This is a genomic window from Pseudomonas sp. B20(2017), assembly GCF_002113125.1.
Lineage (GTDB): Bacteria > Pseudomonadota > Gammaproteobacteria > Pseudomonadales > Pseudomonadaceae > Aquipseudomonas.
Genome location: NZ_NEJP01000001.1, coordinates 410989 through 436874, shown reverse-complemented (window position 1 = coordinate 436874; position 25886 = coordinate 410989). Strand labels below are relative to the sequence as shown.

Here is a 25886-nt window from a genome sequence, read left to right as displayed (position 1 = left end):
GAGAGTGCTCCGCAAGGATGAGGTGTTCAGTTCAGGCAATCGGCGTGCTGACGCAGGTTCTGCCGGGCGTAGTAATTGAAGGCCGCGGCGTGGCGTTTGGGTTTGGAGACCCAGTCATGCGCTTCGCGACCCAGCTCGGGAATGATCGGCTTGATCGTCCCGGCGGCCATCGCCAGCAGTTGCAGTTTGGCGGCGCGCTCGATCAGTTGCGCGATGACACACGCTTCCTCGATGGTCGTGCCGGTGGACAGCTGACCGTGGTGGGAAAGCAGGATCGCCCGTTTGTCGCCCAACGCCCCGGCAATCAACTCGCCTTCTTCGTTGCCCACCGGCACCCCCGGCCAGCCTTCAAGGAACGCGCAATCGTCGTACAGCGGGCACAGGTCCATGTGGGAAATCTGCAGCGGCACTTCCAGCATCGATAGCGCGGCAATGTGCGTCGGGTGAGTGTGGATGATGCAGTTCACGTCCGGCCGGGCGCGGTACACCCAGCTGTGGAAACGGTTGGCCGGGTTGGCCATGCCGTGGCCTTCGAGCACTTCCAGGTCTTCGTTGACCAGCAGCAGATTGCTCGCGGTGATTTCATCGAAACCCAGTCCCAGTTGCTGAGTGTAGTAAGTGCCCGGCTGCGGGCCACGGGCGGTGATCTGCCCGGCGAGGCCCGAATCGTGGCCGTTCTCGAACAGGATCCGGCAGGTCAGGGCCAGCTTTTGCCGGTCTGTCCACGTATTATCCGCCAGGGTTTTTTGCATCTGGGTCAGCGCTTGCTTGACCAGTTCGTCTTTGGGTAGTGCTAATGTCTTCGCCATATCCGTGTCCTGTGGTGGTTGCCATGGATGACACTTACGAGGCTATATGACACTTTGTGTCATTGGCAAGGACAAATCGTCTTTCCTTTGCTGGATTAATCGCTTCGCATGTCTATCCGTTTGAAATTATTGAGAAAAAAACTTGGCGTAACCCTTGAGGCGCTGGCCGAGAAATCCGGCATGACCAAGAGTTACCTGTCGAAGGTCGAGCGCGGATTGAACACACCGTCGATTGCCGCCGCGCTGAAACTGGCCAAGGCGCTGAACGTGAAAGTCGAAGAGCTGTTCTCCGAAGACAACGTTAGCCTCGACAGCTACAGCCTGGTGCGCAGCCACGAACGCCAGTCGCTGGCGGCCAACGATCACAGTCTGGGTTATGCGGTGCTGGCCCATCAGGTCAGCGAACGCAGCCTGCTGCCGTTCATCATTTACCCGCCGAGCGAATTCACCGACAAAACCTTCAAGGAACATTTGGGCGAGGAGTTTCTGTTCGTCCACGAAGGCCAGGTCGAAGTAGACTTTGTGAACGAACGGGTGCTGCTGGAGCGGGGCGATGCGCTGCACTTCAATGCGCAGAAACCCCATCGCATCCGCTCAGTGGGCGAGGTGCAGGCGCAGTTGCTGGTGGTGGTGCACAGCAGCGAGGAGTGAGTTGACTGGACGTACGCCATCGCTAGCAGGCTAGCTCCCACAGTTGGAATGCACTTCCTTGTGGAAGCTAGCCTGCTAGCGAAGACGCCAAAAGCGTCGCCACTAAACCTCGACCGGCACTGACAGCTTCGGATTCCCTAGCGCATGGCTCTTGGAATCAAAGAACCGCAACTCGACGCCCGTGCCCTCGAACAGCTTCGCGTAGTGGCGCTTCTGGTGCTGGATGAACGCCGCGCTGCGCGGGTAGATCGAGATCGCCACGGTCTTCGGTTTCGCCAGACGCAGGGCGCGCACGACGTGGCTGTCCTGTTCGCCCAGGGCGTGGCCGAAGATGCACAGGTTGTCACCGTGACCGAGTAACTGGTCGTAGCAGAACGACAGGTAATCGGAACTGCGGATGGTCTTGAGCTTGTCGGCACTCGGCCCTTCGTTGACGAACAGCGGTACGTCGTCGAGCGTCTTGATCGTGTTGTTGATCGCGAAACTGCCGAGCAGCGTGCCCTCGGTGGCGGTCAGCTTGCGGGCGGTGCCGTCCTGGTTGCGCACCAGATGCAGACCGCCGTGCAAGTACAGCAGACGCGGTTTTTCAGTGCTGCTTTCACACAGATCGAAACTCGCATCGGGGCCGTTGAACAGGTCGTCGATCGCCTCGCCCTGATGTTGCAGCGCCCAGTAATTGAGCAGGTCGTAATTGGTGGTGAACACCGTGCGATAACTGGCCAGTTCGCGGTTCAGGATCGTCAGGGTCGACGCTTCGACCAGTCGCCACGGAATGTGCAAATCGTGGACGGCATTGATCAGCGCTTCCTTGATCGCGTAATAGCGATTGCGCGGCGCGGCCGAGCTGACAGCCAGTGCCTTGTTGACCCGGCTGGTGGTTTTCAGCGCGCCGAGTACCTGCTCGAAACTGCGCGTCTGCATGGCGTCGAACACGCTCAGTTCCGATGGGCTCAGGGGCTTTTCTTCCACCGTGCGGGCGTTTTCGAACAGCGAGTCGTAGCCGAAATCGTCCCACACCGCACGACTGGCGCCGTTGCCCAGCAGCAAACCGCTGAAGTCGGTGGTGGCGCGCAACGCGTTCCAGTCTTCGAGGGTGGCGTCGACATCCAGTAAATCAGTCATTGCAGGGCACGTCTCAAAACAAAGGGGCAGATGGACGGCGACTTTATCATGAGCGGGCATTGAGCCAGATCAACATCCGCCGTGACCGATCGGTCGATCCTGTGTGCACCCGCCGGATCGCAGAAGTCGATTTGGTCCCTGTCAGGAGACGCGCCATGAGCAGCACCTTTTTCATTCCAGCAGTCAACATCATGGGCAGCGGCTGCCTCGACGAAGCCATGAATGCCATCCGCAACTACGGTTTTCGCAAGGCGCTGATCGTCACCGACGCCGGGTTGGCCAAGGCCGGCGTGGCGACCATGATCGCCGAGAAACTGGCGATGCAGGACATCGACTCGGTGATCTTCGACGGCGCCAAACCCAATCCGAGCATCGCCAATGTCGAGGCCGGGCTGGCGCTGCTCAAGGACAACCGCTGCGATTTCGTGGTGTCCCTCGGCGGCGGCTCGCCCCACGACTGCGCCAAGGGCATCGCGTTGTGCGCCACCAATGGCGGGCAGATCCGCGACTACGAAGGCGTCGATCAATCGGCCAAGCCGCAACTGCCGCTGATCGCCATCAACACCACGGCCGGCACCGCAAGTGAGATGACCCGGTTCTGCATCATCACCGACGAAACCCGTCACGTGAAAATGGCCATCGTCGACCGCAACGTCACGCCGCTGCTGTCGGTCAACGACCCGGCGCTGATGGTCGCCATGCCGAAAGGCCTGACCGCCGCCACCGGCATGGACGCACTGACCCACGCGATCGAAGCCTATGTGTCCACCGCCGCCAACCCGATCACCGATGCCTGCGCGTTGAAGGCCATGACCCTGATCAGCAACAACCTGCGCCTGGCGGTACGCGACGGCAGCGATCTGGCCGCGCGGGAAAACATGGCGTATGCGCAGTTCCTCGCGGGCATGGCGTTCAACAATGCATCGCTCGGTTATGTGCACGCGATGGCGCACCAGTTGGGCGGTTTCTACGATCTGCCTCACGGGGTGTGCAACGCAGTGTTGTTGCCGCATGTGCAGACGTTCAACGCGCTGGTCTGCGCCGATCGTCTGACCGATGTGGCCCACGCCATGGGCGCCGACATTCGTGGTTTCAGCCCGGAGGAGGGCGCAAAAGCCGCGATTGATGCGATCCGTTGCCTGGCCCGAGACGTCGATATTCCCGGCGGTCTGCGTGATTTGGGCGCCAAGTGCACCGACATCCCGGTGCTCGCCGCCAACGCCCTGAAAGACGCCTGCGGCTTTACCAATCCGCGGGCGGCGGATCAACGGCAGATCGAGGAGATTTTCCGCAGCGCCTTCTGAGGCGGGCGCGAGGCGGGCGAACAGCGCTATGCTGCGTGTCCGTCCGCGCTGCCATCGCCGAGTCCTGCATGCTGCAAAAAAGCCTGATCCGCCGCCTCGACCTGATTACCCTGCAACTGTTCGTCGCCGTCCACGAGGAAGGCACGCTGACCCGTGCCGCGTCCCGCGAGGCGATTGCCGTGTCGGCGGCGAGCAAGCGCTTGATGGAGCTGGAGGAAGCGCTGGGCATCAGCCTGTTCGTGCGTCAGGCCAAGGGCATGACCCTGACCCCGGCCGGCGAAACCCTGTTGCATCACGCTCGGCAGATGTTGTTCAACGTCGAAAAAATGGGCCTCGAACTGGGCGAGCACAGCCACGGCGTGCGCGGCTATGTGCGGATGCTGGCGAACCTGTCGGCAATCATTCAGTTTCTCCCCGAAGACCTGCGCGACTTCGCCGCGCAACACCCGCAGGTCAAGACCGACCTTGAGGAACGGCCCAGCGCCGGGGTGGTTCAGGGCGTGCTCGATGGTGTGGCGGATCTGGGCATCTGCTCCTGCGACAGCGACATCAAAGGCCTGCACAGCGTGCGCTATCGCCGGGACAAACTGGTGGTGGTGATGCTGCCCGAGCATCCGTTGGCAGTGCGTGAATCCGTAGCGTTCTGCGAAACCCTCGACAGCGATTACGTCGGCCTGCATGCCGCCAGTTCGATCAACATGCGCACCCACGCCGCCGCGCGTCAGGCCGGCAAGGTGCTGCGCATCCGCATTCATGTGCCGGGTTTCGACGCGGTGTGCCGGATGGTGCAGGCCAACATGGGCATCGGCATCCTGCCGCAACGCGCCTATGAATTGTTCGGTCGGGCGCTGGGGCTGCAAGCGGTGCCGTTGACCGATGGCTGGTCGGATCGCGACTTGATCGTGGTGGTGCGTGACGAGGCCGGGTTGTCGCCGGTAAGCCGGATCCTGTTCGAGCATTTGCGCGCGGGCAGTTGAGCGTTCGCGTTTGGCGAACGGCCGTTGCCGAGTGACGGCTGGATTGCAGCAATCACGTTCCTCTAGCCTTGGCCGCAATTCCAAGAACAAGAGGTACCCGCGATGACTGCCCCCTTGAGCGCGATCAAAGTGATCGAAATCGGCACCCTGATCGCCGCGCCGTTTGCCGCGCGCATGCTCGCCGAATTCGGCGCCGAGGTGATCAAGATCGAAGCCATGGGTCAAGGCGACCCGCTGCGCAAATGGCGCAAGCTGCACGAAGGGACGTCGCTGTGGTGGTACCTGCAATCGCGCAACAAGAAATCCCTGGCGCTCAATCTGAAATCCGTCGAAGGCATCGAGCTGGTCAAGCAACTGGCGTGTGATGCCGACGTGATCATCGAAAACCTGCGCCCCGGCGCCCTGGAAAAACTCGGCCTGGGCTGGGACGTGCTGCACGCGCTCAATCCCGACCTGACCCTGGTGCGCATTTCCGGCTACGGCCAGACCGGTCCCTACCGCGACCGCCCCGGCTTCGGTGCGATCGGCGAGGCCATGGGCGGCATTCGCTACACCACCGGTACCCCCGGTTCGCCACCGGCGCGAGTCGGTGTCAGCCTCGGCGATTCGCTGGCTTCGCTGCACGCGGTGATCGGCGCGCTGATGTCGCTGCTGCGGGTCAAGACCGGGCAGGGCGGCGGGCAGATTGTCGACGTGTCACTGGCCGAAAGCGTGTTCAACGTCATGGAAAGCCTGGTGCCGGAATACGACATGCTCGGCCATGTCCGCGAACGCAGCGGCGGCGCGTTGCCGGGCATCGCACCCTCCAACACCTACCTCACGGCCGATGGCGCCTACGTGGTGATCGCCGGCAACAGTGACCCGATCTACAAGCGCCTGATGCAGGTGATCGGTCGAAATGATCTGGCCGACGCCGAAGAGTTCGCCCACAACGACGGCCGCGCCGCGAAGAGCGGTCTGCTCGACGCCGCGATTACCCACTGGACGAGCAGCCTGCCGATCAATGACGTGCTGGCGGCGCTGGAAGCCGCCGAGGTGCCGGCCGGTCGCATCTACTCGGTGGCCGACATCGTTGCCGATCCACACTATCAGGCCCGGGACATGTTGCTCGACGCCGAACTGCCCGGCGGGGCGACCGTGAAGATGCCGGGCATCGTGCCCAAGCTTTCGCAAACCCCCGGCGGGGTGAACTGGTCGGGCCCCGGCCTCGGTCAGCACACCGACGGCATCCTTGCCGGTCTCGGCCTGACCGCCTCGGACATCGAACGCCTGAAAAGTCAGGGGGTGGTGCAATGATCAGCGATTACTCGCAGAGCTTGATCGTCCAGGAAGTCTCGCCCCGGGACGGCCTGCAAATCGAACCGACCTGGGTCGAGACCGAAGACAAGATCGCCCTGATCGATCAACTGTCACAGGCAGGATTCAGCCGCATCGAGGCCGGCTCGTTCGTTTCGCCGAAAGCGATCCCGGCCCTGCGCGATGGCGAGCAGGTATTCAAGGGTATCCAGCGTCAGCCGGGGGTGATTTACGTTGCCTTGATTCCCAACCTCAAGGGCGCGCAACGGGCGCTGGAGGCCGGCGCCGATGAACTGAATCTGGTGATGTCCGCCAGCCAGACCCACAACCTGGCAAACATGCGCATGCGTTGCGAAGCCTCGCTGGCGGCGTTCGGCGAGATCGTGGGCTTCGCCAGCGGCTCGGGCGTGCGGCTCAACGGCAGCATCGCGACGACCTTCGGTTGCCCGTTCGAAGGCGCGATCGACGAGGACCGCGTGTTGCAAATCGTCGAGGCCTATCAGGAGCTGGGCGTTCAAGGCATCACCCTGGCCGACACCACCGGCATGGCCAATCCGCGACAGGTTGATCGACTGGTGCGACGGGTATTGCAGCGGGTTTCGGCGGCGGATCTGACCCTGCATTTCCACAACACCCGAGGCCTGGGATTGTGCAACGTGCTGGCGGCTTACGAAGCGGGTGCCCGGCGTTTCGACGCGGCGTTGGGCGGGCTTGGCGGCTGTCCGTTTGCGCCGGGTGCATCCGGCAATATTTGCACCGAAGACCTGGTCAACCTATGCGATGAAGTCGGTATCCACACCGGCATCGACCTGCCGTTGCTGCTGAAACTCTCCCGTGGCCTGCCCGCGCTGCTGGGCCACGAAGTACCCGGGCAACTGGCCAAGGCCGGACGCAATTGTGACCTGCACCCGATCCCCACCTGATTTCACACGCTCACTGACTCACCCGAACCAGACAACAAAAACAATCGGACGCCCACCGGCAGTCCGCCTGGAGAAAAAACTATGAGCCTCAATGTAATGGAGGCGGGCGCGAGCCCGTCCGTCGATCACGACGCCGAAAAAGCCCTGATCAGCAAAGTCGCTTGGCGCCTGATGCCGTTGATCATGGTCTGCTACCTGTTCGCCTTCTTCGACCGTATCAACATCAGCTTCGCCAAGTTTCAGTTGCAGGCCGACCTGAGCCTGAGCGACACCGCCTACGGTCTCGGTGCGGGGCTGTTCGTGGTCGGTTACGTGCTGTTCGAAGTACCGAGCAACATGATGCTGTACAAGGTCGGCGCGCGGCGCTGGATCGCCCGGATCATGATGTCCTGGGGTGTGGCGACGGCGCTGATGGTGTTCGTCAACAGCGAATGGCAGTTCTACGTGCTGCGCTTTCTGATCGGGGCGATGGAGGCCGGTTTCGCCCCTGGCGTGCTGTATTACCTGACGCTGTGGTTCCCGCAGCACTTCCGTGGCCGCATCACTTCGATGCTGTTCCTGGCCTCGGCGTTTGCCGGGCTGGTCGGCGCGCCATTCTCCGGACTAGTGCTGGAACACCTCGACGGTGTGCTGCAAATGCGCGGCTGGCACTGGTTGTTCCTGCTCGGCGGCGTGCCGTGCATTGGCCTGGGTTTTCTGGTGCTGACCTTGCTCAAGGACCGCATCGAGGATGCGCACTGGCTGACCCTGGAGGAGAAAAAATTGCTGGCCAGCCGCATCGCCCATCACGAACCGCACAAGAGCGGCGGCTCGTTGCTGGCGGCGCTGAAAATTCCGGGTTTCCTGACGCTGGGACTGATCTACTTCCTGATCCAGGTCGCGTCCTACGGCCTGAATTTCTGGGCCCCGCAACTGATCCGCAGTGCCGGTACCGAAAGTCCGGTGATGATCGGTCTGCTGACCTCGATCCCGTATATCTGCGGCGCGATCAGCATGGTGGTGATCGGTCGTCTGTCCGATGCCACTGGGGAGCGGCGCAAGTTTGTCGCGGGGCTGGTAATCGTCGGCGCCATCGGCTTCTTCAGTGCGGGGATTTTCGCCAGCCACACCACGTTCCTGATTGTCGCCCTTGGATTGCTGGGCGCCGGGATCATCGCGTCGATTCCGAGCTTCTGGACCCTGCCACCGAAGTTGCTGGCCGGCGCTGGAGCCGGTGCGGCGGGCGGGATTGCGGTGATCAACACCCTGGGGCAGTTCGGCGGCATCGTCAGCCCGGTAATGGTCGGCCGGATCAAGGACCTGACCGGCAGCACCACGCCGGCGCTGTACGTCATCGGCGTGGCGGCGCTGATCGCGGCGGCGTTACTGCTGTGGGGCCTGCCGCAGAAATTGCGCACGCTGGACAAGTACTGAGGCTTCGGGCTGGTCGTTCCGATAACGCGAACGATCAGCCCGCCGGTGCCATGGACCTGGCAGCCGAGTCACCAAACTGGATCAGTACCACTCCCGCCATCAACAACATCGCGCCGAACAGGCGCGGCAACGTCAGATGTTTCTCCACCAGCCCAAACAGGCCAAAGTGATCCAGCACGATTGACGTGATCATTTGCCCGGCCAGGGCCAGCGCCAGAAATCCCGAGGCCCCCAGCTTCGGCAGCAACACCACCGCCAATGCCACGAAGCACACCCCGAACGCGCCGCCGGTCCACATCCACAATGGCAGCTTGCTGGCGAGGGCCAGCGACGGCAACGGCAGGCGCAGGGCGACAAGCACCGGCAACAACACCAGCACGCTCACCACCAGCGAGGTGAGTGTTGCCCACAGCGGATGCCCCAACCCGCGCGCCAGATTGATGTTGATCGCACTCTGAAACGGCACCACCGCCCCGGCGAATACCGCCAACAGCAGCAATCCGACCCACTGCATCGTTCCCATGATCGTTCTCCGGCAAGATTTTGCTGGACTCTAGGGTATTCGTCGCGCAGATTTAAATTCTATTTTGGTATCCGGAACATGCATCGAATGAATGATCTACGCCGCATCGATCTCAACTTGCTGGTGATTCTGGACATGTTGCTAAGCGAGCAACACGTGACCCGAGCTGCCGAGCGTCTGCACCTGAGTCAACCGGCGGTCAGCCATGCGTTGGCACGTCTGCGCGACTTGCTCGGTGATCCATTGCTGGTGCGTGCCGGTTCGGGGCTGGTGCCCACCGCGCGAGCGCTGGAGTTGGCGGCACCGCTGGCCGAAACCCTGGCTCAGGTGCAATCGCTGCTGGCGCCGAATACCTTTGATCCGACCAGCGCCCGTCGGACCTTTCGCCTTGCGATGTCGGACTACGGCGCGGCGATCATCCTGCCCGGACTGATTCGCACCTTGCGCGCGGAGGCGCCGGGCATTGACCTGCAAATCAGCCATGCCAGCCGCGAAGGCATGGTCGAAGGCCTGCTAAACGGCGACATCGACCTCGCCGCCGGCGTACTCCCCGAGTTGCCCGGCGAACTGCGCAGCACGCCGTTGTTCGAGGAACGCTACGTCTGCCTCCTGGATCGCCAGAGCCTTCCCGCCGGAGGTGTTCTCGACCTGCCAACCTATCTCTCCCGTCCCCATGTCTTGCTGGAAATGCGCGGCAGCGGCACCCCGGAAATCGAACGCACCCTGACCGCCCTGCGCGAGCGCCGCCGAGTTGCCGTCAGTCTGCCGCACTGGAGCGTCGCGCCACGCTTCATCAGTGGCACGGATCTGATCCTGACCGTGGCTTCGCGGGCGTTGAATGAGGTGGATGACGAAGCACTGATCGTCGTGCCGGCACCGTTTGAAATTGCGCCGTTCACGTTTGTCTCGGCGTGGCACAAGCGGCGGGGTGGGGATCAGGCGTTGAACTGGTTGAATCGGCGGATTGAGCAGGGGATAGTGCGCGGCTGAAAAACATCAAGGAGCGGGGCGTGACAGTGAAGTCTGGGGTTGTTGTGGGACTGGCGCTTTTTGGGGCGCTGATGGCGGGGCAGGTGCTGGCTGATTGTGTGCCTGAGCCGGTGACGGGCGCGCGGGATTTTTCAGTGTGCAAGGCGTGGCCGGCTTATCCCGGCTTGAACCTGAATGCGGTCTCGAAGTTTGCACCCGATCCGGTGTATGGCAAGGACAATGACGTCGGCAGTTATGACCTTGGGTTGTCGGTAACGACAGATGAATCCAAAACGATTGCCACCTATCACTTGCCCTCTGCATTCATGTCTGATGCGATCGCATTGGAAAGCGTGGAGTTCGATACGGCGCGTTACAAGCTCACTCCCGAGCTTCGGGCTTTTGGCGTTCGTGTGAGATTCAAGGGCTCTTCCCGCGTCAATCCTATGGATCAAGTTCTGTTGTCGCTCTATGTGAAAGAGGGCGACAAGTTGCGTCCGGTGCTGGATCGACTGGTGATGTATGACTACGGTGGCGAGTGGGATGGTGGTTGTGCGGGGGAGCGTTATTACACGGATCGTACTATTGAAATCGGTAAAACCAGTTCGAACGGCTACGCCGACCTGATTGTTAAATCAGTCACTACCAGCCTTGTGGGCGAGGGGCCACCGGACACTTGTGAATTGAAGACCACGGCCGATAAACCCGTAATGACAACGCTTCGGTATGACGGAAAGTCCTACGTCCTGCCTAAAGGTTTCAAAGCCATCGAGTGATACAGAACCAATGCGACTTATTTCAAGGAAGAACAATGCTCAGCCCAACACGATTTTTCATCGCCCTAAGCTTTCTGGCCGTCACCACTCAGGCCCACGCTGCCTGTCAGGTAAAAAAACTCGACGGCCACTCCCTGTCACGCTGCAAAGTGTGGCCGGCCTTCCCCGACAAGGCGATTTCGGCGAAGTCCACGTTCGTGCCCGATTCCGAAGGTGACCAGGATGGAGTGTTCGACCTGGAACTGTCGCTGCTCAACGCTTCCGACGCCAAACCGCTGGCGACTTATACCAAGCCCGGCGCCTACAACTCTGATGCTACCCGGTTCGATGATCTGAAGATCGATACCGCCCGTTACCGTCTCGCATCGGACGTTCGCGCGTTCGGTCTGCGCTCGGATTTCTCTGTCCATCTCTCCAGAGCCAATCCCTATGCGAGGACAGACTTGGCGCTGTACGTTCGCGAAGGCGCCAAGCTTCGACCTGTTCTGGAAGGACTGGTCATTCGGAAGGAGTTCGGCGAGGGTACGGGGGAGTGTGAAAACAAGGACACGCAAATCCGCAGAACTGTGGAAATCGGTCCGTCCAGCCATAATGGCTTCTCTGATCTGATCGTTTCCTCAAGTGGTGTGATGTACACCTCGACTCTGTCAGGCAAAGAGTGCGTTTCCAAAACCACTGACCTGAAGAAAACCCAAATCACCCTGACCTACGACGGCAAGCAATACACTATCCCCGAAGACCTCCGAGGTTACTGACCGATGCTCACCGGCCTCAACCATCTGACCCTCGCCGTCAGCGACCTGGATCGCAGCCTCACGTTTTACCGCGACGTGCTGAAGCTGCGAGTCGAGGCCACCTGGGACGCCGGTGCCTACCTGTCGCTCCCGGGCCTGTGGTTGTGCCTGTCCCTCGATGCGCAACGCCAACCCCATCCCGCCCCCGACTACACCCATTACGCCTTCAGCCTCGACGCGGCGGATTTTCCACGGTTCGTGCAACAGCTTCGCGCCGCCAACGTGCAGGAATGGCGCGACAACCGCAGCGAAGGCGCGTCGTTCTACTTCCTTGACCCGGACGGGCACAAACTCGAAGCCCACGTCGGCGATCTGACCTCGCGACTGGCCGCGTGTCGGCAAAAGCCCTACGCGGGCATGCGTTTTTTCAACGAGCCATGAACATTCGCCAGACGCTGGGATAGACTGGCGGCCACGTTTTCCGGGACTTGCAGGTTTTCCATGACTCCATCGTTGCTAATGGCCGTGCTGGCCTCGGGTTTCATTTACGGCATCACGCCGGGACCGGGTGTGCTGGCGGTATTCGGCATCGGCGCCGCACGTGGGCGGCGGGCCGGGGCGGGATTCCTGTGCGGGCATCTGCTGGGCGATGTGATCTGGTGCAGCACCGCGCTGATCGCGATTGTCGGTGCCCGGGAAATCGGCAGCACTGCGTTCGATGTGCTTGGTGTGCTCAGCGGTCTGTACCTGTTCTGGCTCGGCTGGCGCGCGGTGCGGGCCAAGCGCAGCAACGGCGAACAGCCTCAGGGCGCGGCGCGTCAGCCGTTCTGGCACGGCATCCTGTTCGGCCTGACCAACCCCAAAGCCTACCCGGTGGCGGTGGCAACGTTCACTGCGTTGCTGTCGAGCCGCGCCGAACTGCTTAATTGGTCGATGCTGCCGATGCTGATCGCGTTGAGTTTCCTCGGCGGATTGCTCGCCTACGCTATCCTCATTGGCATCGTCGGGGCGCGGCAGGTGCGTACGCTGTACCAGCGCCATGAACTGGCGATCACCCGGTTGTGCGGGATCATGTTCATCGGTTTTGCCATCAATGCGCTGGTGCATGCGCTGCCCGGGCTGATGCCGAACAAGGCTTGAAATCATCGGACGCAGGATGCGAAGTTGCCAGGTCAGGGACGGTTGATCAGTGCTGCATTGCCGGACAGACACGCTGAACCATGGAAAACCGAAATTCCGCGCCCCTGGCGAGTTACATCGACCTGTTGCTGGACGCCGTTTGCGCCGTCGACAAGCAAGGCCGTTTCGTCTTTGTCAGCGCAGCCTGCGAGCGGATTCTCGGGTACACGCCTGACGAACTGATCGGCCAGTCGATGATCGACTACGTCTATCCGGCCGACCGTGAGCGCACCCTGGCCGCCGCCAGCGACATCATGGGCGGCGAACCGAAAAACAACTTCGAAAATCGCTACGTGCGCAAGGACGGCAGCGTCGTGCATATCCTGTGGTCGGCGCGTTGGTCCGAGGTCGACCAACTGCGCATCGCTGTGGCCCGGGACATCACCGAGCGAAAACTCGCCGAGTCGCGTCAGGCGGCCCTGTATGCAATCTCCGAAGCGGCCCATGCGGCGGAGGATCTGCTGGCGCTGTTCAAGCGCATCCACATGATCATCGGCGAATGGCTGCCGGCGCTGAATTTCTCCGTGGCGCTGTACGACGATCATTGCGCACAGCTGAATTTTCCCTATCACGTCGACGATGACGAGTTGCAACCGGAGCAACCCGGCACGGTCACCGGACGCCTGTGCGCGGAAGTGATCCGCAGCGGTCAACCAATTCTGCTGACCCCGGATTGCCCACATGCGCCATCGGGTTTCGCCGAGCTGGTGACGGGGCAGCAGTCTCCGTGCTGGCTCGGCGTACCACTGAGCTCGAAAGACCGCACCATCGGCGCGCTGATCGTCAAAAGCCTGCCCGGCGGCGAGCGCTACACCGAGCGCGACAAGGAGTTGCTGCAATATGTCTGCGCCCAGATCGCCACGGCCATCGAACGTCAACAACTGCATGCGCGTCTGCGGCGCATGGCGCAATACGATCAATTGACCCAGTTGCCCAACCGGGATTTGCTGCGTGAACGCTTCAAAACAGCGCTGGCCGGTGCGCGGGAGCAAGCCGGGTTCATGGCGTTGCTGTACGTCGATCTGGATCGTTTCAAACAGGTCAATGACACCTTTGGTCACGCTGTCGGCGACATGCTTTTGCAAGCAGTGGCCAATCGACTCAAGGGGTGCGTACGCGAGACCGATACGGTGGCGCGCATCGGCGGCGATGAGTTCGTGGTGCTGTTGCACAGCATTCACGCCGCGAACGATGCGGACAGCGTGGCTGACAAGATCCGTCAGGTTCTGGTGCAACCCATGCGGCTGGAGGGGCACAACCTGCACATCGAACCGAGTATCGGAGTCGCCCGTTATCCCGAGCATGGCGAAGAGGAACAGCAGCTGTTTCGCCATGCCGACCAGGCCATGTACGCCGCCAAACGCCTGAATCATCGAGCACCGGACAACTGATCGAGGGCCCGCCGTTCGTCGCGGGACCGGCAACTTTTCTAAACCTTTGGCGGTCAGGAAATTCTCAATCTAGGCGGGCACCTGCTCGCTTACGATCAATGCCAAGAGGTAGAGAATCATGCCTAACTCAAGAAACTCGAACTCGGGAAACTTCGCCAACGATCGAACGAAGGCGTCTGAAGCCGGCCGCAAAGGTGGGAAAACCACCACAACGACTGTCGACAAAGAGCCTAAAACCGACATGGGCCGCAAGCCTGCTCAAAAGTCGAAATAGTCGGTGAAGGTAGTTTTGATTGAGAGGCGGGGGCGCAAGCTCCCGCTTGAATTTTGAATGAAGGAGGGCGCGACCATGAGCCGGATGGCCACCCGAGTACGTAACATCAGTTTTGTCAGCCTGCTGGGGTTGTTCGCCAGCAGCGCGTTTGCCCAGTCGCCCGCCGACTTCATCAACGAGGCTTCGGCCAAAGGCATGGCCGACATCGAGGCCAGTCGTCTGGCGCACAGCAAGGCCGAGTCCAAAGAGGTCAAGGATTACACCATCGTCGTCATCAACGACCGCACCACCGCCAACCAGCACCTGGCGAAAATCGCCAAGAAACTGGACCTGCCGGTCGCGCCCCGCGAAGAAGTCGCCGACAAGGCCAAGGCGTTGATGCCGGAGGTCAAAGAGGGCGCCAGCTTCGATCAGGCCTACGCCGCCAGCCAGGTCAAGGCCACGGAAGAGGCCATCCAGCAGATCCAGCAGGAGGCTCAGACCACCGACGTGCCGGAGATCAAGGCGTTTGCCGACGAGACCCTGCCAAAACTGCAGAGTCATCTGGAAATGGCGCGAGCCCTTCAGGCCAGTCGCTGAATCGGCAGCAATGAAAACGGCGCTTTTTTAGCGCCGTTTTTTTGCCTGTCAGCACTCATTCAGATCCTGCTTCGGCTTGCTCTTGTCCCCCAGACCTTCCAGGTCAAACACCTCGTTCTCGCCCATCGCCCGGTAATGCCGACGCAGCGCCTCCAGCTGCTTGAGATCCAGCGACTCCAGCCCGAGCATCGCGTTCTGCGCCTCCTTGTTCACCCGCAGCAGTTCATCGAGTTTCAAATGAATGATATCGGTGTCGCGGTTCTGAGTGTTCTGGATCAGGAACACCATCAGGAACGTGATGATCGTGGTCGAGGTATTGATGATCAGTTGCCAGGTGTCGTTGTAATCGAAAATCGGCCCGCTCAACCCCCAGAGCCCGATCAGAATCAAAGCCCCCATGAACGTCTTGGGGCTGCCGGCCCAGAGGGCGAGCTTCTGGGAGATTTTTGCGAATTTCATGGTTGTGTTCCTTGTGGGGGGCGCTTGAAATTCAGACATCGGAGGGGGGCGGAAAATTCTACTTACAGTTTTCTGAGTTCCTGTGGGCACGGCGAAGACAGCGGTCCCGGCGATATCGGACATACGTAGGGGAGGGCAGATAAACACGATCGCTGTATCGTGACGGCAGCCGCTTTTCCACGTTTCGCCAGAACGTCCACGACAGGAGAACGCAATGACCTGGTCCGCCAAGCAATACGTCACTTTCGAAGATGAACGCACCCGTCCGGCCCGCGACCTGCTGGCGGCGATTCCCACGCCCGAGGCGCGTTCCGTGGTGGATATCGGGTGTGGTCCGGGCAACTCGACCGAGTTGCTGGTGGAGCGTTTTCCGGGGGCGAAAGTGCAAGGGCTCGACAGTTCGCCGGACATGATCGATGCCGCGCGCAAGCGTCTGCCGCAATTGCAGTTCGCGGTGGCGGACATCGATAAATGGGCCGATGAAGGGCCGTTCGATGTGATTTTTGCCAATGCGGTTTTGCAGTGGGTGCCGGATCACGCGACGTTGCTGCCGGCGCTGGCGGGCAAATTGGCGCAGGGTGGCAGTCTGGCGATTCAGATGCCGGACAACCTCAACGAGCCGTCCCATCGGTTGATGCGTGAGGTGGCTGCCAACGGACCTTGGGCCAGCAAACTGGCCGGTGCGGCAGGGCAGCGGACCGAGATGGCGGACGCCAGTGCCTATTTCTCGATGCTGCGGCCGCATTGCGCGCGGGTCGATGTGTGGCGCACCACGTATCACCACCAGTTGGCGGGCGGGGCCTCGGGTGTTGTCGAGTGGTTCAAGGGCAGTGGTTTGATTCCGTTCCTCAGTCCGCTGACGGAAACCGAGCGGGAGGAGTATCTGGCGCAATATCTGGCGGAGGTCGCGAAGGCGTATCCGGCGCTGGCGGATGGTTCGGTGCTGTTGCCGTTTCCACGATTGTTCATTGTCGCCACACGTTGAAATGAAAAAGGGCCGATTTGATCGGCCCTTTCTTTTGCGGTCAGCGCTGTACGGCGACCAGCATCATCATCGGTCGCTCACGCTCTTCAGCGAGGGCCGGTTGCGCGGCCACTTCGGCATCGCTCGGGCCCCATTCGTTGACGTGTTGAATCGTGAACCCGGTGTCGATCAACGTGTTGAGCAAAGTCCCGACCGTACGATGCTGCTTGATCACCCCGTCGGCCAGCCAGTTGGTCACCCGCTCGCCTTCCATCTGATAACTTTCCAGCGGCCAGCGCTTGTTGCCTTCGCTGTCGATCAGCCAGCCCGGATTGCGCGGCGCCATGAAGATCGGGTGCTCGATGGAAAACACAAAGTGCGCACCGGGTTTAAGCGCCGCGTGCAGCGTGGCAAACAACCCCGAGAGATCCTTGATGTAGTGCAGCGCCAGCGAGCTGTAGGCCAGATCGTAAGTGCATGCAGGCAAGTCGAGGTGTTCCAGGTCGGCACGTTCGTAGCGGATGTTCGCGGCCGAGGTGGTTTCTTTCGCTCGTGCGAGCATTTTCTCCGAGACATCCAGCCCCAGCACCTCGGCTGCGCCATGTTCGCTGGCCCAACGACAGAACCAGCCATAGCCGCAGCCGAGATCCACCACCTGCAAACCGTGCAGGGAGGGCAACAAGGCTTTCAGCGCGGGCCATTCCGGCGCGGCATCGAGGCCGCCGATGGAGCGGTTCATCTGGCTGTAGCCCTGGAAAAATTCAGGATCGTCGTAGATGTTCTGGGTCATGGGTTTGCTGCTCTTTTGAATTTGATATGGGTGGCTCGGAGGCCACGGTTTTTGAATCCCTCGGAAGGTGATGGCGCGTATTCGTCGATGGCCGCGCAGGGGGAGGGTGGTGGGCGATGGGGAAATGCTAGCGGGTCGTGGCGAGTGTGAGAACCGGGCGAGTGTTGGGGATCTGTAAGCGTGGTTTTTCGATTCGGGATGTTTAAAGAGTTGGCCCTGTTTACTGAACCTTCCCACAAGGTTTTCAGGTTGTCCGTCGGAAGTGCGGTCTCTAGCCTGTGAGGGTCGCTGATGAATCGGCGATCGGGATTGGAACCCCGGCGACTTCCCGAAAAAGCAAAAGCAGCTTTCATGACGTATGCTTGCCCGCCTTCATGGTGTGCATTCTTGTTATGGCGGCTGTGCGCGAGAGACTTCGAGTCTGTCGGGTTTTTGGCTTTTTTCGCCCGGGTTCCAACTCGCGTACAGCTGCCACCTCTTCGATTGGAACCGAGTAGGTCAGCTCCACCTATCGACCAGAAAGAAGCCATTATGAAGAAGCCAACCCCGAATCCCCCAGAAGTCGAAACCGACCCAACGTCCCCGTACGCCTCGATCGATTGCAGAAAACTCCACGACGCAGCGAACCGCGCCCTCGACCACTACCTCTGCCCAGGCGCCCATGTCATGGGCACAAACAACCAACCCGACCCGATGTACTTCGCCAACCCGGCCTACGACACCGAATCCCTGCTGGCCAACGCCAGCGAATCACTGGGCTCGGCATCCGAGATGCTCAACAACTTCGCCGCCACCCTCGACCCCGCCCACCGTAGAACCGCGATAGGCATTGCGCAGTTGGTGATGCTGGGGGAATTGGCGGTGAATCAGGCGCTGGATCATGTTGAGGTGAAGGACTGAATTGCAGCTGTTCTGGCAGGCATAAAAAAACCGGTCATCGCGACCGGTTTTTTCATTCCCGTATCCCTGGATGTTTTCTGTCAAGAAACGCCCGAAAGCAAACTTTCATAAGGAATTCGCAATCCATCGTGCAGACGTTTAATCATCGACAGGCTTAATTTTCGTTTGCGGTTCAGTACTTCTGACACGCGTCCGCTGGTGCCAATGAAAGGCTCCAGGTCACGAGGAGTCAGGCCTTGCTGTTCCATGCGAAATTTAATCGCCTCAATCGGATCAGACGGCGGTATTGGGTAATGTTCTTCTTCGTACTTCTCGATGAGTAGCACGAGGATTTCCAGTTCATCACCTTCAGTCGAGCCGACTTCGGCTCCCCAGAGCTGTTCCACTCGTGTCAACGCCGCAGTCAGGTCTTCCGGGCTGCGAATTGGCTTGATGTTCATTACACGGTCTCCGCGTTGATCTGGTCATATTGGGCATGGGTGCCGACGAACCGGATGAAGCCAAGCTGCCGCTGGTAATCAATTGCCAGGATCACTCGATATTTGTTGCCACCGATATTGAAGACAACCCTTGCACCCTTGAGGATGCTGGCTGTTCTGAGCTCGGCCTTGATCTCTTGTGGCGTGCGGTAGAGTGCCTTTTCCATATGGCGATACCATTCAACCAGCGGGGTCTGGGAATCAAGATGAGCCGGATTGCTCTCCCAAAATTCCCGTAAGGTTGCTCTTGCAATTATCCGCATCCATGCCTCCTCCCGTTTTGGGAGATATTAGTCTTCGCCTAACAGAGATGCAATCTCTGATATCCATAGAGCAAAGCGGGTGAGTCGCTTTGTCGTAAGCGTAGGGGCACACGTTGAAGCATGTGATCTGAATTATTTATCAAGGAGTGACGGCCTGAGGTTCCATCAAAGACAGACATTAAAAAACCGGTCATCAGGACCGGTTTCTCAATTCACTTTCAACGTTGTTGCAAAACCTTGAGCGCCGCCGAGGCCAGAAATCCGGAGCGGCTTTTCTCTTCCGGATGGTGCAACACGTACTCATCGATTCGATTGAGCAGGTAGCCCGGCAATGTGATGTTGAGTTTCTGAGCTTTGCCCAGGTATTTGGTCACATCGATATCCACCACCGCCCAAGTGCAGCCGGCGTATTTAGGGTTGGCAGCATGCAGCGTGACCTTGTTGGCTGGCGGGATAGGCGAGCCGTCTTCGGCCAGAATCTCGAAATGGCCTTCGATGGCTTCGCGAGCCATGGCCATTGCGTCGTCCAGATCATCTCCAGCGGAGAAGCAGCCCGGAATATCCGGCACCTCCACTCCCCAGGCATGTCCTTCATCACCCACTGAAATCGCGATCGGGTAAAGCATATGTCGTCCTCCACGGCGCAATTGACCTGACGGGTCAAAGTAGCGCCTGCTGCAAAATACTGATGGCCGTTTTCTTGAGCAGATCCTTCTTCGGGTGAGGCACTGTGACCAGACCAGGTTTGGTCGGATGCTTGAAGTGATGATGACTGCCCCTTACCCGCACCAGATACCAACCGTCTGTGACGAGCTGGCCAATTAGAAAACGGCTATTCACAACACCTCCCTGTGGTGCGCTTGGTGGGTACTATACCCACGATTTTTTATCGATCAACACTATAACCACCGAGCGGTCATCGTCCTTTGATGGGGGGCGGCGGTCACGAAGAAGTCTAGGCGGGGATACTCCAGCAGGATGGGGAGTGTATTGCAGGCCGTTTCCATGAAATCCAATGGGTTGGCGTTGAGGCTCAACAGGTGTGGGTTCCTGGCCAAAGTAAGTTTCTGAGGCGGCCTCTAATTCCAATATTTTGTGGTTTATCGCGATTTTGGCGTGATAACCCACAATGAAATGGAGTTAATGAAGTACAAGTAATGTCCGCTCTCGGAGTAGTGAACGGGATTTGCCCTAAACCCCAGACACAAAAAAACCGGCCATCAAGGCCGGTTTTTTCTATTTCCGCATCCCCCGTCAAACCACGACGCAGGACATAAATTCGATTGGAGCGGGTGAAGGGAATCGAACCCTCGTTATCAGCTTGGGAAGCTGGAGTAATGCCATTATACGACACCCGCTCAGAGCGGCTGACTTTGTACCAGACTCGGCCACGGATTTGAAGTTTTCTTTGCATGCGAACTACGGAAAGTCTTGAAACAGAGCCGAAATCGGTCAATCGCGGGCAAGCGCTGCGGGCTGGAGGACGGCTGAATCTCAGCTCTGCAGGCTTGCTCGCGAGGACGCTGTTTCAAATGGCCAATGCATGGTGATCCTGGACTAACTGGTAACGCGTTCGGCTGGCCTGTTGCGCCGGTTTCAGGAAACCGAGCAGGGCGTTCTGGCTGTCCCGGCAGGCGGACTTGTGTTCCATGTCGAGGAAGTGTCCGGTGGCCTGCAGGGTGGTGAAGGTGCTCTGTGCGACATGGCTGCCGAACAGGCGCGCATCTTCGGCGGCGGTGTATTCATCCCATTCGCCATTCATGAACAGCACCGGCACGTTGATTTTCTTCGCCGCGTTCAGATAGCACTGACGGTCGCTGTGCAGCACGTCGTTGATGTGGAAATGCATCTGCCCGTATTCGTGCTCGGCCAGGCTGCTGACGTGGCGATAGTTGAATCGCTTGAACAGCGACGGCAGGTGTTTGCCGATGGTGTTGTTGACCAGGTGCCCGACCCGGTCGCCGTCACGTTGGCCGAGGCATTCGACGCCGCGTTCCAGGTAATCGAGCATGTGTGCATTGATCACCGGGGAGAACGAGCTGATCACGGCTTTTTCAATGCGCCGAGGCTGATGGGCGAGGGCGACCATGGTCGCGGCACCACCCCATGAGAACGACAAAACGTGTTCGGCCGCGAAGTGATCGATCAGCTCCAGCAGGATCAGACCTTCGACTTCTTTCGTCAGATGTTTCTCGTGGCGATTGTGGACTTTCGACTTGCCCGCGTAGGGCTGGTCGTAGCAGACCACATTGAATTGCGGGTGCAGGTTTTTCACGGTTTGTGCAAACGACGCAGTCGTGGCCATCGAGCCGTTGACCAGGATGATGGTCTTTTCTGCGGCGTCTGCGCGATAGAACTCCGTGTAAACCCGATACTGACCCTGTATATCCAGCACAGCGATTTCTGGCCTCATGTCATAAGACTCCTGGCAAGCAAGCGGGTATGCGCGCAAATAGAGATTGCACGAGCTTTGTGACAGGTAGGCATACGCCTGGAATTTTGGAGCCCATGTCGATCCGGAACGGCAGGTCGACGGGTATTGTTATTGGCGGGCAATCTGCCGGCTGAGGCGCAGCCCGGAGGGCTGTCTACCGGCAAAAAGTTTCTTGGATGTTATGTGTGACTCATCGGTCACAATTTGGCCGACGACCTGATTCAAGCAGGGGGATCGGGATCGCGCAAGTGCCGTTGGTAAATTGTTCGACAACTTCTGCTGAGCGGTCGGCTGCTTAGAACAAATGAATCTCTTCGGTGCGCAAGGCGCGGTACTCGCCCGGTTTTAGCGCGTGATCCAGCGGCAGCGGGCCCATGGATTCGCGGTGCAGGCGCAGCACTTTGTTATTGAAGTGGCCGAACATGCGCTTCACCTGATGGTAACGACCTTCGACGATGCTCAACCGCGCAGTTCGCGGGCCGAGCACTTGCAGCTGCGCCGGTTGGGTGGTCAGGTCCTCAAAGGCGAAGTAGATCCCCTCGGCGAACTTGATCGCATATTCCGGGCCGATCTCCTGTTCGGTCTCGACGTAATAGACCTTCGGCAGTTTGGTCTGCGGCTGGGTCAGGCGCCGCGACCAGCTGCCGTCGTTGGTGATCAGCATCAGCCCGGTGGTATTGAAATCCAGACGCCCGGCGATGTGCAGGTCGTCCTTGTCCGGCTCGTGGATCAGGTCGAGCACGGTCGGATGTTCGGGGTCGCGGGTGGCGCTGACGCAGCCCTGCGGTTTGTACAGCATGAAGTAGCGCGCCGGTTTGCCGCTTTGCAGCACTTCGTCGTCGACTTCGACGCGGCTGAATTCCAGGACTTCGCTGTGGGGATCGCTGACGACTTTTCCGTCAATGCGCACGCGCTTTTCCACCAGCAACAGTCGAACCTGTTTGCGGTTGTAGCGGGGCAGGTTACTGAGGAAACGGTCGACACGCATGATCAGGAATCGGCAGGAAGCGGGGCGCGCATCTTACGGGATCGACGGCTTGGCCGCTTGCAGTTGCGCCTCGACCTGGGCGCAACGCGGGCATAGGCAGGACTTGTCGCGCAGTTCCGGCGGCAGGGCCTCGAGCACTGCCGGATCGATGGAAACGCCGTAGCACCAGCAGGCGCGGTCGGCGGTGCGCGGGTCGGCTAGGGTGCAGTCGTTGCGGGCGCCGCAGGCCGGGCAGAGGTCAGGTTTGGTCATGAGTGTCAGGCATAGGTCGAGTGAGGCATTTCCACGCAGGTGCGGTTACGGCCGGTCTGTTTGGCCCGGTACATCGCATGATCGGCCCGGGACAGCAGACTGTGCAAGGTGTCATCCCGTTGCAGGGTGGTGGCGCCGATGCTGACCGTCAGATTCAGGGTATGGCCGTTGTAGGCATATTCATGCTGTTCGACGTGCTGGCGGATCTTCTCGGCAATCTTCTGACCGGTCTCGCCGTCGGTGTCCTTCAGCAGAACGATGAATTCCTCACCGCCCCAACGGCAGACGATGTCGGAATGGCGCAGGCAGCTTTGCAGGTCACGGGCGAACCCGATCAGCACCTGATCGCCGGCCATGTGTCCGTAGGTATCGTTCAAGACCTTGAAGTGATCCAGATCCAGCAGCAGCGCGGTCAGCGGTTTCGGCTCGCGGTGCGCTTCGTGCAGCGCTTGCATGGCGAGCAGGTCGAAGCCACGGCGGTTGGGCAATTCGGTGAGGCTGTCGAGGGTAGCCTGGGCGTGGATCTTTTCCTGATAGCGGCGGATCAACCGGTTGACCAATGCCAGCACGATCAACGTCACCAACAGGCAGATCAGCAGGTTGAGGTACAACGACTGGCGGATTTCGCTCAGCGCGCCGTCTTCACGTTTGTCGACGAACAGGTACCAGTTCAACTCCGGAATAAACCGCACGTTGAGGAAATGTCCCTGGCCGTGGGCTGAATATTCGTAGCTGCCGCTGTGGGGTTTGGGCAACTGGCTGACCAGGCTTTTCATGCTGTCGAGATCGTTGAGGCTTTTCCCGACCCGCGCACCTTCCGGGCCGCCCTCGGCACCGGTCAAGACCAGTCGGCCGAAGGTGTCGACGAAGTAAACGCTGCGTTGATAGCGCTGCTGGTACTTGTCGATCAGCTTGATCACCGCATCCACCGTCAGCCCTACGCCGGCGGCGCCGATGAAGCGATCGTTGTAGTCATAGACCTTGTAGTTGATGAAGAAGGTCAGGTTGTCTTTGTTGGCCAGGTCCGGGTCGACGTTGATCTCGTACGGATCCTTCATGTCGCGCACGCGGAAGTACCAGGTGTCGCGCGGCTCGTCGATTTTCACCTGCTTCAACACACCTTTGGCGTGGTAGTAGGTGTGGGTGCTGTTGGAGACAAAGAACGCGGTGTAGGCGCCGTAATGGGTCATGACCTCGTCGAGGTAACGGGTCATCTGGTCGCTGTCTTTCTCGCCGTTCACCACCCAGTCGCGCATGAAGGTGTCGCGGGACATCATCGAGGAAATCAGGATCGGTCTGACAAGGTCTTTCTGGATTTCCGAGTACACCGTGTCGGAAGTCAGCGGCAGTTCGGTGTTGACGATGTTGTCGCGGATCGACGCGCGCGAGGCGTAGTAGCTGAGCAGCGAGGTGGCGAGGAAACCTGCGCCGAGGAGGGCGACCAGAGTCAGTACCAGCGAACGTTGGGAGTAAAGCGCAGATCTGAGCGGCATTGGCAATTCCGTCGACGGTGGCCCGATGGCAGCATTCTAGTGAGATGGCCGGGAAAAAACTGCGGGATTTGTGCCTGAAATGACGGGTAATCAGACGCCGCTCTTTCACCGACCCTCTCCAGCAGGGAGAGGGTCGGCGATTTGCCGGGTTTTCGGGTCAGTCGCGGCTGGCGAGGTAGGCGCGCCAGCCACCCAGATGGCTGATGTCGATCGCACCTTCCAGGCCGTAGGGTTCACAGATGAATCCGCTTTCCCAACGACCATCCGCCAGTTGCACCTTGCCCAGCCCGAGCGGGGCCGGAATGCCGGTCAGGAATGAACCGAGTTCGCTGCTCGGCAATTCCCAGACTTCCACCTCGATTGCCACGCCGCCCTCCGCCACGCGCAGCATGCCCGGACGCAATGGTGGGCCGCCGGCCAGCGCGTAGAGTTTGTAGTCCTTCGAGCTGTGGGTGGCTTCGATCAGGCGTGCGCCGCGTTGCTGCAACTGCCAGTTCAGGGCCAACCCATCAAGGTGCGCGCCACAGACCACCAGTCGCGCCCGGTCATTGCGCGCCGGACTCGCCGGTGTCGGCAGCGCCGGATTCTGCTGGCGCTGCAAGGCGTCCGCCAGGCCCAGCAGATACTGGTCGGTGAACGCCCGGCCAAACAGCGTTACGCCCCACGGCAAACCATTGTTCATGAGCGCACTGGGCACGGCGACGGCCGCATAATCCAGCAGGTTCATGAAATTGGTGTAGTAACCCAGTTCGGCGTTGCGCAGCACCGGCTCGGCGTCCAGTTCGGCCAGGGTCACCGGGCGGCCGATGGTGGGCGTGAGCACGCAGTCGAGTCCGTCGAGGGCCTGATCGCAAACAGCTTTGAGCGCTTGCAGTCGATACTGCGCACGGAACGCTTGCACGCCCGTCACCGCCGGGGCCTTGGCCAGCACCGCGCGGATCACCGGCAGCACGGCTTCGGGACGCTGTTCCATCAATTCGCCGGCGACGCTGTAACGCTCGGCGACCCATGGCCCTTCGTACAGCAACCGCGCGGCTTCGAGGAACGGTGACAGATCCAGTTCGACCGCTTCGCCGCCCAGAGCCTTCAGACGGTCGATGGCATCGCCGAACAGCAGCGGGCCTTCGGGGCAACCGAAAAACTCAAGATCCTGAGCACGCGGAACGCCAAACCGGAAGGGTTTGGGGGCGCCGAATGCCGAACCGTCATTCCACGCCGGATTGCTGCGGCTGTATTCATCCCGAGAGTCGAAACGGGCGGTCAGTGCCAGCAACTGGCTGGCCTCGCGTGCGGTGGCGGTGAAGGTCGTGACGCAGTCCAGCGTGCGGCAGGCCGGTACGACCCCAGCGGTGGAGATCAGCCCTTTGCTGGCCTTCAAACCCACCAGGTTGTTCAGTGCCGCCGGCACCCGTCCCGAGCCTGCGGTGTCGGTGCCCAGTGCAAAACTGGCGACGCCGAGCGCCACCGCCAGCGACGAGCCGGCGCTGGAACCACCGGAGGGATATTCCGGCAGCACGCTGTTCGGGCAAGCGCCGTACGGTGATCGGCTGCCATTGAGGCCGGTGGCGAACTGGTCGAGGTTGGTCTTGCCCAGCGGAATCGCGCCGAGCGCCAGCAACTGTTCGACGATGGTGGCCGAACGTTCGGGAACGTAGGCGAATGCCGGGCACGCGGCCGTGGTCGGGATACCGGCGAGGTCGATGTTGTCCTTGATCGCGAACGGCACACCATACAGCGGTAAGCTCTCTGGATCACGGCCGTCGAGGCTGGCCAGGTACCGCTCCAGTTCCTCGACGCTGAGCAGATGAATAAACAGGTGATAGTCGGGATTCAGCGCAGCGGCTTTTTCCCGCAGGGCCAGCAGCAATTTGCGCGGTGTGGTCTGGCCGTCGCGGTAGGCCTGGCGCAGGGCATCGAGTTGCAGATTCATGGGGTCATCCTTTG

At 60.3% G+C, this 25886-nt stretch carries 30 protein-coding genes and 1 tRNA gene; 16 read left to right on the top strand and 15 right to left on the bottom strand.

Annotated elements, in window-relative coordinates:
- Positions 1–26 precede the first annotated feature (26 nt).
- A complete protein-coding gene (locus CAF63_RS02165; protein WP_064594034.1) occupies positions 27–809 on the bottom strand; it encodes an aldolase in 783 nt (260 codons plus the stop codon).
- A 108-nt stretch (positions 810–917) separates the two neighbouring features.
- On the opposite strand from CAF63_RS02165, the gene CAF63_RS02160 reads away from it, so the two are divergent.
- Entirely contained in the window at positions 918–1460 is a 543-nt protein-coding gene (locus CAF63_RS02160) for a helix-turn-helix domain-containing protein (protein WP_085683228.1), read from the top strand.
- 102 nt (positions 1461–1562) lie between these two features.
- Here CAF63_RS02160 and CAF63_RS02155 read toward each other — a convergent pair whose 3' ends face one another.
- On the bottom strand, positions 1563–2582 hold the full coding sequence (locus tag CAF63_RS02155; RefSeq protein WP_085683227.1) for a DUF4917 family protein: 1020 nt from the start codon (positions 2580–2582) through the stop codon (positions 1563–1565).
- 155 nt (positions 2583–2737) lie between these two features.
- Between CAF63_RS02155 and yiaY the strand changes: the two genes are divergently transcribed.
- The 5 genes from yiaY to CAF63_RS02130 all read left to right on the top strand — a co-directional run bounded on the left by yiaY (position 2738) and on the right by CAF63_RS02130 (position 8495).
- Complete coding sequence (gene yiaY / locus CAF63_RS02150) at positions 2738–3886, top strand: L-threonine dehydrogenase (protein WP_085683226.1); 1149 nt, start codon at positions 2738–2740, stop codon at positions 3884–3886.
- A 68-nt stretch (positions 3887–3954) separates the two neighbouring features.
- Complete coding sequence (locus CAF63_RS02145) at positions 3955–4863, top strand: LysR family transcriptional regulator (protein WP_085683225.1); 909 nt, start codon at positions 3955–3957, stop codon at positions 4861–4863.
- A gap of 102 nt (positions 4864–4965) precedes the next feature.
- Entirely contained in the window at positions 4966–6159 is a 1194-nt protein-coding gene (locus CAF63_RS02140) for a CaiB/BaiF CoA-transferase family protein (RefSeq protein ID WP_085683224.1), read from the top strand.
- Positions 6156–7082: a hydroxymethylglutaryl-CoA lyase gene (locus tag CAF63_RS02135; RefSeq protein WP_085683223.1), complete on the top strand. Its 927-nt coding sequence runs from the start codon at positions 6156–6158 to the stop codon at positions 7080–7082. Before CAF63_RS02140 ends, CAF63_RS02135 begins: the two co-directional genes overlap by 4 nt.
- 81 nt (positions 7083–7163) lie before the next feature.
- Positions 7164–8495: an MFS transporter gene (locus tag CAF63_RS02130; RefSeq protein ID WP_085683222.1), complete on the top strand. Its 1332-nt coding sequence runs from the start codon at positions 7164–7166 to the stop codon at positions 8493–8495.
- 34 nt (positions 8496–8529) lie between these two features.
- On the opposite strand, the gene CAF63_RS02125 is transcribed toward CAF63_RS02130, so the two are convergent.
- Entirely contained in the window at positions 8530–9018 is a 489-nt protein-coding gene (locus tag CAF63_RS02125) for a DMT family transporter (protein ID WP_085683221.1), read from the bottom strand.
- Positions 9019–9096: 78 nt separating this feature from the next.
- On the opposite strand from CAF63_RS02125, the gene CAF63_RS02120 reads away from it, so the two are divergent.
- The 8 genes from CAF63_RS02120 to CAF63_RS02085 all read left to right on the top strand — a co-directional run bounded on the left by CAF63_RS02120 (position 9097) and on the right by CAF63_RS02085 (position 14920).
- Positions 9097–10008 (top strand): LysR family transcriptional regulator, encoded by a 912-nt coding sequence (locus CAF63_RS02120; protein ID WP_178081253.1) that lies wholly within the window; start codon positions 9097–9099, stop codon positions 10006–10008.
- 20 nt (positions 10009–10028) lie between these two features.
- Positions 10029–10763: a hypothetical protein gene (locus CAF63_RS02115; RefSeq protein WP_085683219.1), complete on the top strand. Its 735-nt coding sequence runs from the start codon at positions 10029–10031 to the stop codon at positions 10761–10763.
- 35 nt (positions 10764–10798) lie between these two features.
- On the top strand, positions 10799–11518 hold the full coding sequence (locus tag CAF63_RS02110) for a hypothetical protein (RefSeq protein ID WP_085683218.1): 720 nt from the start codon (positions 10799–10801) through the stop codon (positions 11516–11518).
- 3 nt (positions 11519–11521) lie between these two features.
- The gene (fos, locus tag CAF63_RS02105; RefSeq protein ID WP_085683217.1) at positions 11522–11938 is read left to right on the top strand and encodes a fosfomycin resistance glutathione transferase; all 417 of its coding nucleotides are present in this window, start codon (positions 11522–11524) and stop codon (positions 11936–11938) included.
- 60 nt (positions 11939–11998) lie between these two features.
- Positions 11999–12637, top strand: coding sequence for a LysE family translocator (locus CAF63_RS02100; RefSeq protein WP_007957940.1), 639 nt, complete (start codon positions 11999–12001; stop codon positions 12635–12637).
- Between the two features lie 80 nt (positions 12638–12717).
- Positions 12718–14067, top strand: coding sequence for a bifunctional diguanylate cyclase/phosphodiesterase (locus CAF63_RS02095; RefSeq protein ID WP_085683216.1), 1350 nt, complete (start codon positions 12718–12720; stop codon positions 14065–14067).
- A 118-nt stretch (positions 14068–14185) separates the two neighbouring features.
- Positions 14186–14341, top strand: coding sequence for a KGG domain-containing protein (locus tag CAF63_RS02090; RefSeq protein ID WP_077045875.1), 156 nt, complete (start codon positions 14186–14188; stop codon positions 14339–14341).
- Between the two features lie 75 nt (positions 14342–14416).
- Entirely contained in the window at positions 14417–14920 is a 504-nt protein-coding gene (locus CAF63_RS02085; protein WP_085683215.1) for a DUF4142 domain-containing protein, read from the top strand.
- A gap of 48 nt (positions 14921–14968) precedes the next feature.
- Here the strand turns inward: CAF63_RS02085 and CAF63_RS02080 are convergent, their stop codons facing one another.
- Positions 14969–15379 (bottom strand): low affinity iron permease family protein, encoded by a 411-nt coding sequence (locus tag CAF63_RS02080; protein WP_085683214.1) that lies wholly within the window; start codon positions 15377–15379, stop codon positions 14969–14971.
- Positions 15380–15593: 214 nt separating this feature from the next.
- On the opposite strand from CAF63_RS02080, the gene tam reads away from it, so the two are divergent.
- Positions 15594–16364, top strand: a complete 771-nt coding sequence (tam, locus tag CAF63_RS02075; RefSeq protein WP_085683213.1) for a trans-aconitate 2-methyltransferase — start codon at positions 15594–15596, stop codon at positions 16362–16364.
- 40 nt (positions 16365–16404) lie between these two features.
- Here tam and CAF63_RS02070 read toward each other — a convergent pair whose 3' ends face one another.
- The gene (locus tag CAF63_RS02070; protein WP_085683212.1) at positions 16405–17133 is read right to left on the bottom strand and encodes a bifunctional 2-polyprenyl-6-hydroxyphenol methylase/3-demethylubiquinol 3-O-methyltransferase UbiG; all 729 of its coding nucleotides are present in this window, start codon (positions 17131–17133) and stop codon (positions 16405–16407) included.
- Positions 17134–17664: 531 nt separating this feature from the next.
- Between CAF63_RS02070 and CAF63_RS02065 the strand changes: the two genes are divergently transcribed.
- On the top strand, positions 17665–18033 hold the full coding sequence (locus CAF63_RS02065; protein WP_085683211.1) for a DUF6124 family protein: 369 nt from the start codon (positions 17665–17667) through the stop codon (positions 18031–18033).
- Between the two features lie 80 nt (positions 18034–18113).
- Here the strand turns inward: CAF63_RS02065 and CAF63_RS02060 are convergent, their stop codons facing one another.
- The 10 genes from CAF63_RS02060 to atzF all read right to left on the bottom strand — a co-directional run bounded on the left by CAF63_RS02060 (position 18114) and on the right by atzF (position 25872).
- The gene (locus CAF63_RS02060; protein ID WP_085683210.1) at positions 18114–18473 is read right to left on the bottom strand and encodes a type II toxin-antitoxin system HigA family antitoxin; all 360 of its coding nucleotides are present in this window, start codon (positions 18471–18473) and stop codon (positions 18114–18116) included.
- A complete protein-coding gene (locus tag CAF63_RS02055; RefSeq protein WP_085683209.1) occupies positions 18473–18775 on the bottom strand; it encodes a type II toxin-antitoxin system HigB family toxin in 303 nt (100 codons plus the stop codon). Before CAF63_RS02055 ends, CAF63_RS02060 begins: the two co-directional genes overlap by 1 nt.
- Positions 18776–18993: 218 nt before the next feature.
- Entirely contained in the window at positions 18994–19401 is a 408-nt protein-coding gene (locus tag CAF63_RS02050; protein ID WP_007957951.1) for a type II toxin-antitoxin system HicB family antitoxin, read from the bottom strand.
- A gap of 34 nt (positions 19402–19435) precedes the next feature.
- Entirely contained in the window at positions 19436–19615 is a 180-nt protein-coding gene (locus CAF63_RS02045) for a type II toxin-antitoxin system HicA family toxin (RefSeq protein WP_085683208.1), read from the bottom strand.
- A 444-nt stretch (positions 19616–20059) separates the two neighbouring features.
- Positions 20060–20133 (bottom strand) — tRNA-Gly (locus CAF63_RS02040).
- Between the two features lie 170 nt (positions 20134–20303).
- The gene (locus tag CAF63_RS02035) at positions 20304–21188 is read right to left on the bottom strand and encodes an alpha/beta fold hydrolase (RefSeq protein WP_085605494.1); all 885 of its coding nucleotides are present in this window, start codon (positions 21186–21188) and stop codon (positions 20304–20306) included.
- 316 nt (positions 21189–21504) lie between these two features.
- Entirely contained in the window at positions 21505–22197 is a 693-nt protein-coding gene (locus tag CAF63_RS02030) for a pseudouridine synthase (protein WP_085683207.1), read from the bottom strand.
- A 33-nt stretch (positions 22198–22230) separates the two neighbouring features.
- Complete coding sequence (locus CAF63_RS02025; RefSeq protein ID WP_085683206.1) at positions 22231–22449, bottom strand: cysteine-rich CWC family protein; 219 nt, start codon at positions 22447–22449, stop codon at positions 22231–22233.
- Positions 22450–22454: 5 nt separating this feature from the next.
- On the bottom strand, positions 22455–23942 hold the full coding sequence (locus tag CAF63_RS02020; protein WP_085683205.1) for a sensor domain-containing diguanylate cyclase: 1488 nt from the start codon (positions 23940–23942) through the stop codon (positions 22455–22457).
- Positions 23943–24099: 157 nt separating this feature from the next.
- A complete protein-coding gene (gene atzF, locus CAF63_RS02015; RefSeq protein ID WP_085683204.1) occupies positions 24100–25872 on the bottom strand; it encodes an allophanate hydrolase in 1773 nt (590 codons plus the stop codon).
- Positions 25873–25886 lie beyond the last annotated feature (14 nt).

Bases quoted from the DNA above. Each gene is read 5' to 3' on its own strand.
- CAF63_RS02165 (WP_064594034.1), bottom strand. From the start codon at position 809: ATGGCGAAGACATTAGCACTACCCAAAGACGAACTGGTCAAGCAAGCG.
- CAF63_RS02160 (WP_085683228.1), top strand. From the start codon at position 918: ATGTCTATCCGTTTGAAATTATTGAGAAAAAAACTTGGCGTAACCCTT.
- CAF63_RS02155 (WP_085683227.1), bottom strand. From the start codon at position 2,582: ATGACTGATTTACTGGATGTCGACGCCACCCTCGAAGACTGGAACGCG.
- yiaY (WP_085683226.1), top strand. From the start codon at position 2,738: ATGAGCAGCACCTTTTTCATTCCAGCAGTCAACATCATGGGCAGCGGC.
- CAF63_RS02145 (WP_085683225.1), top strand. From the start codon at position 3,955: ATGCTGCAAAAAAGCCTGATCCGCCGCCTCGACCTGATTACCCTGCAA.
- CAF63_RS02140 (WP_085683224.1), top strand. From the start codon at position 4,966: ATGACTGCCCCCTTGAGCGCGATCAAAGTGATCGAAATCGGCACCCTG.
- CAF63_RS02135 (WP_085683223.1), top strand. From the start codon at position 6,156: ATGATCAGCGATTACTCGCAGAGCTTGATCGTCCAGGAAGTCTCGCCC.
- CAF63_RS02130 (WP_085683222.1), top strand. From the start codon at position 7,164: ATGAGCCTCAATGTAATGGAGGCGGGCGCGAGCCCGTCCGTCGATCAC.
- CAF63_RS02125 (WP_085683221.1), bottom strand. From the start codon at position 9,018: ATGGGAACGATGCAGTGGGTCGGATTGCTGCTGTTGGCGGTATTCGCC.
- CAF63_RS02120 (WP_178081253.1), top strand. From the start codon at position 9,097: ATGCATCGAATGAATGATCTACGCCGCATCGATCTCAACTTGCTGGTG.
- CAF63_RS02110 (WP_085683218.1), top strand. From the start codon at position 10,799: ATGCTCAGCCCAACACGATTTTTCATCGCCCTAAGCTTTCTGGCCGTC.
- fos (WP_085683217.1), top strand. From the start codon at position 11,522: ATGCTCACCGGCCTCAACCATCTGACCCTCGCCGTCAGCGACCTGGAT.
- CAF63_RS02100 (WP_007957940.1), top strand. From the start codon at position 11,999: ATGACTCCATCGTTGCTAATGGCCGTGCTGGCCTCGGGTTTCATTTAC.
- CAF63_RS02095 (WP_085683216.1), top strand. From the start codon at position 12,718: ATGGAAAACCGAAATTCCGCGCCCCTGGCGAGTTACATCGACCTGTTG.
- CAF63_RS02090 (WP_077045875.1), top strand. From the start codon at position 14,186: ATGCCTAACTCAAGAAACTCGAACTCGGGAAACTTCGCCAACGATCGA.
- CAF63_RS02085 (WP_085683215.1), top strand. From the start codon at position 14,417: ATGAGCCGGATGGCCACCCGAGTACGTAACATCAGTTTTGTCAGCCTG.
- CAF63_RS02080 (WP_085683214.1), bottom strand. From the start codon at position 15,379: ATGAAATTCGCAAAAATCTCCCAGAAGCTCGCCCTCTGGGCCGGCAGC.
- tam (WP_085683213.1), top strand. From the start codon at position 15,594: ATGACCTGGTCCGCCAAGCAATACGTCACTTTCGAAGATGAACGCACC.
- CAF63_RS02070 (WP_085683212.1), bottom strand. From the start codon at position 17,133: ATGACCCAGAACATCTACGACGATCCTGAATTTTTCCAGGGCTACAGC.
- CAF63_RS02065 (WP_085683211.1), top strand. From the start codon at position 17,665: ATGAAGAAGCCAACCCCGAATCCCCCAGAAGTCGAAACCGACCCAACG.
- CAF63_RS02060 (WP_085683210.1), bottom strand. From the start codon at position 18,473: ATGAACATCAAGCCAATTCGCAGCCCGGAAGACCTGACTGCGGCGTTG.
- CAF63_RS02055 (WP_085683209.1), bottom strand. From the start codon at position 18,775: ATGCGGATAATTGCAAGAGCAACCTTACGGGAATTTTGGGAGAGCAAT.
- CAF63_RS02050 (WP_007957951.1), bottom strand. From the start codon at position 19,401: ATGCTTTACCCGATCGCGATTTCAGTGGGTGATGAAGGACATGCCTGG.
- CAF63_RS02035 (WP_085605494.1), bottom strand. From the start codon at position 21,188: ATGAGGCCAGAAATCGCTGTGCTGGATATACAGGGTCAGTATCGGGTT.
- CAF63_RS02030 (WP_085683207.1), bottom strand. From the start codon at position 22,197: ATGCGTGTCGACCGTTTCCTCAGTAACCTGCCCCGCTACAACCGCAAA.
- CAF63_RS02025 (WP_085683206.1), bottom strand. From the start codon at position 22,449: ATGACCAAACCTGACCTCTGCCCGGCCTGCGGCGCCCGCAACGACTGC.
- CAF63_RS02020 (WP_085683205.1), bottom strand. From the start codon at position 23,942: ATGCCGCTCAGATCTGCGCTTTACTCCCAACGTTCGCTGGTACTGACT.
- atzF (WP_085683204.1), bottom strand. From the start codon at position 25,872: ATGAATCTGCAACTCGATGCCCTGCGCCAGGCCTACCGCGACGGCCAG.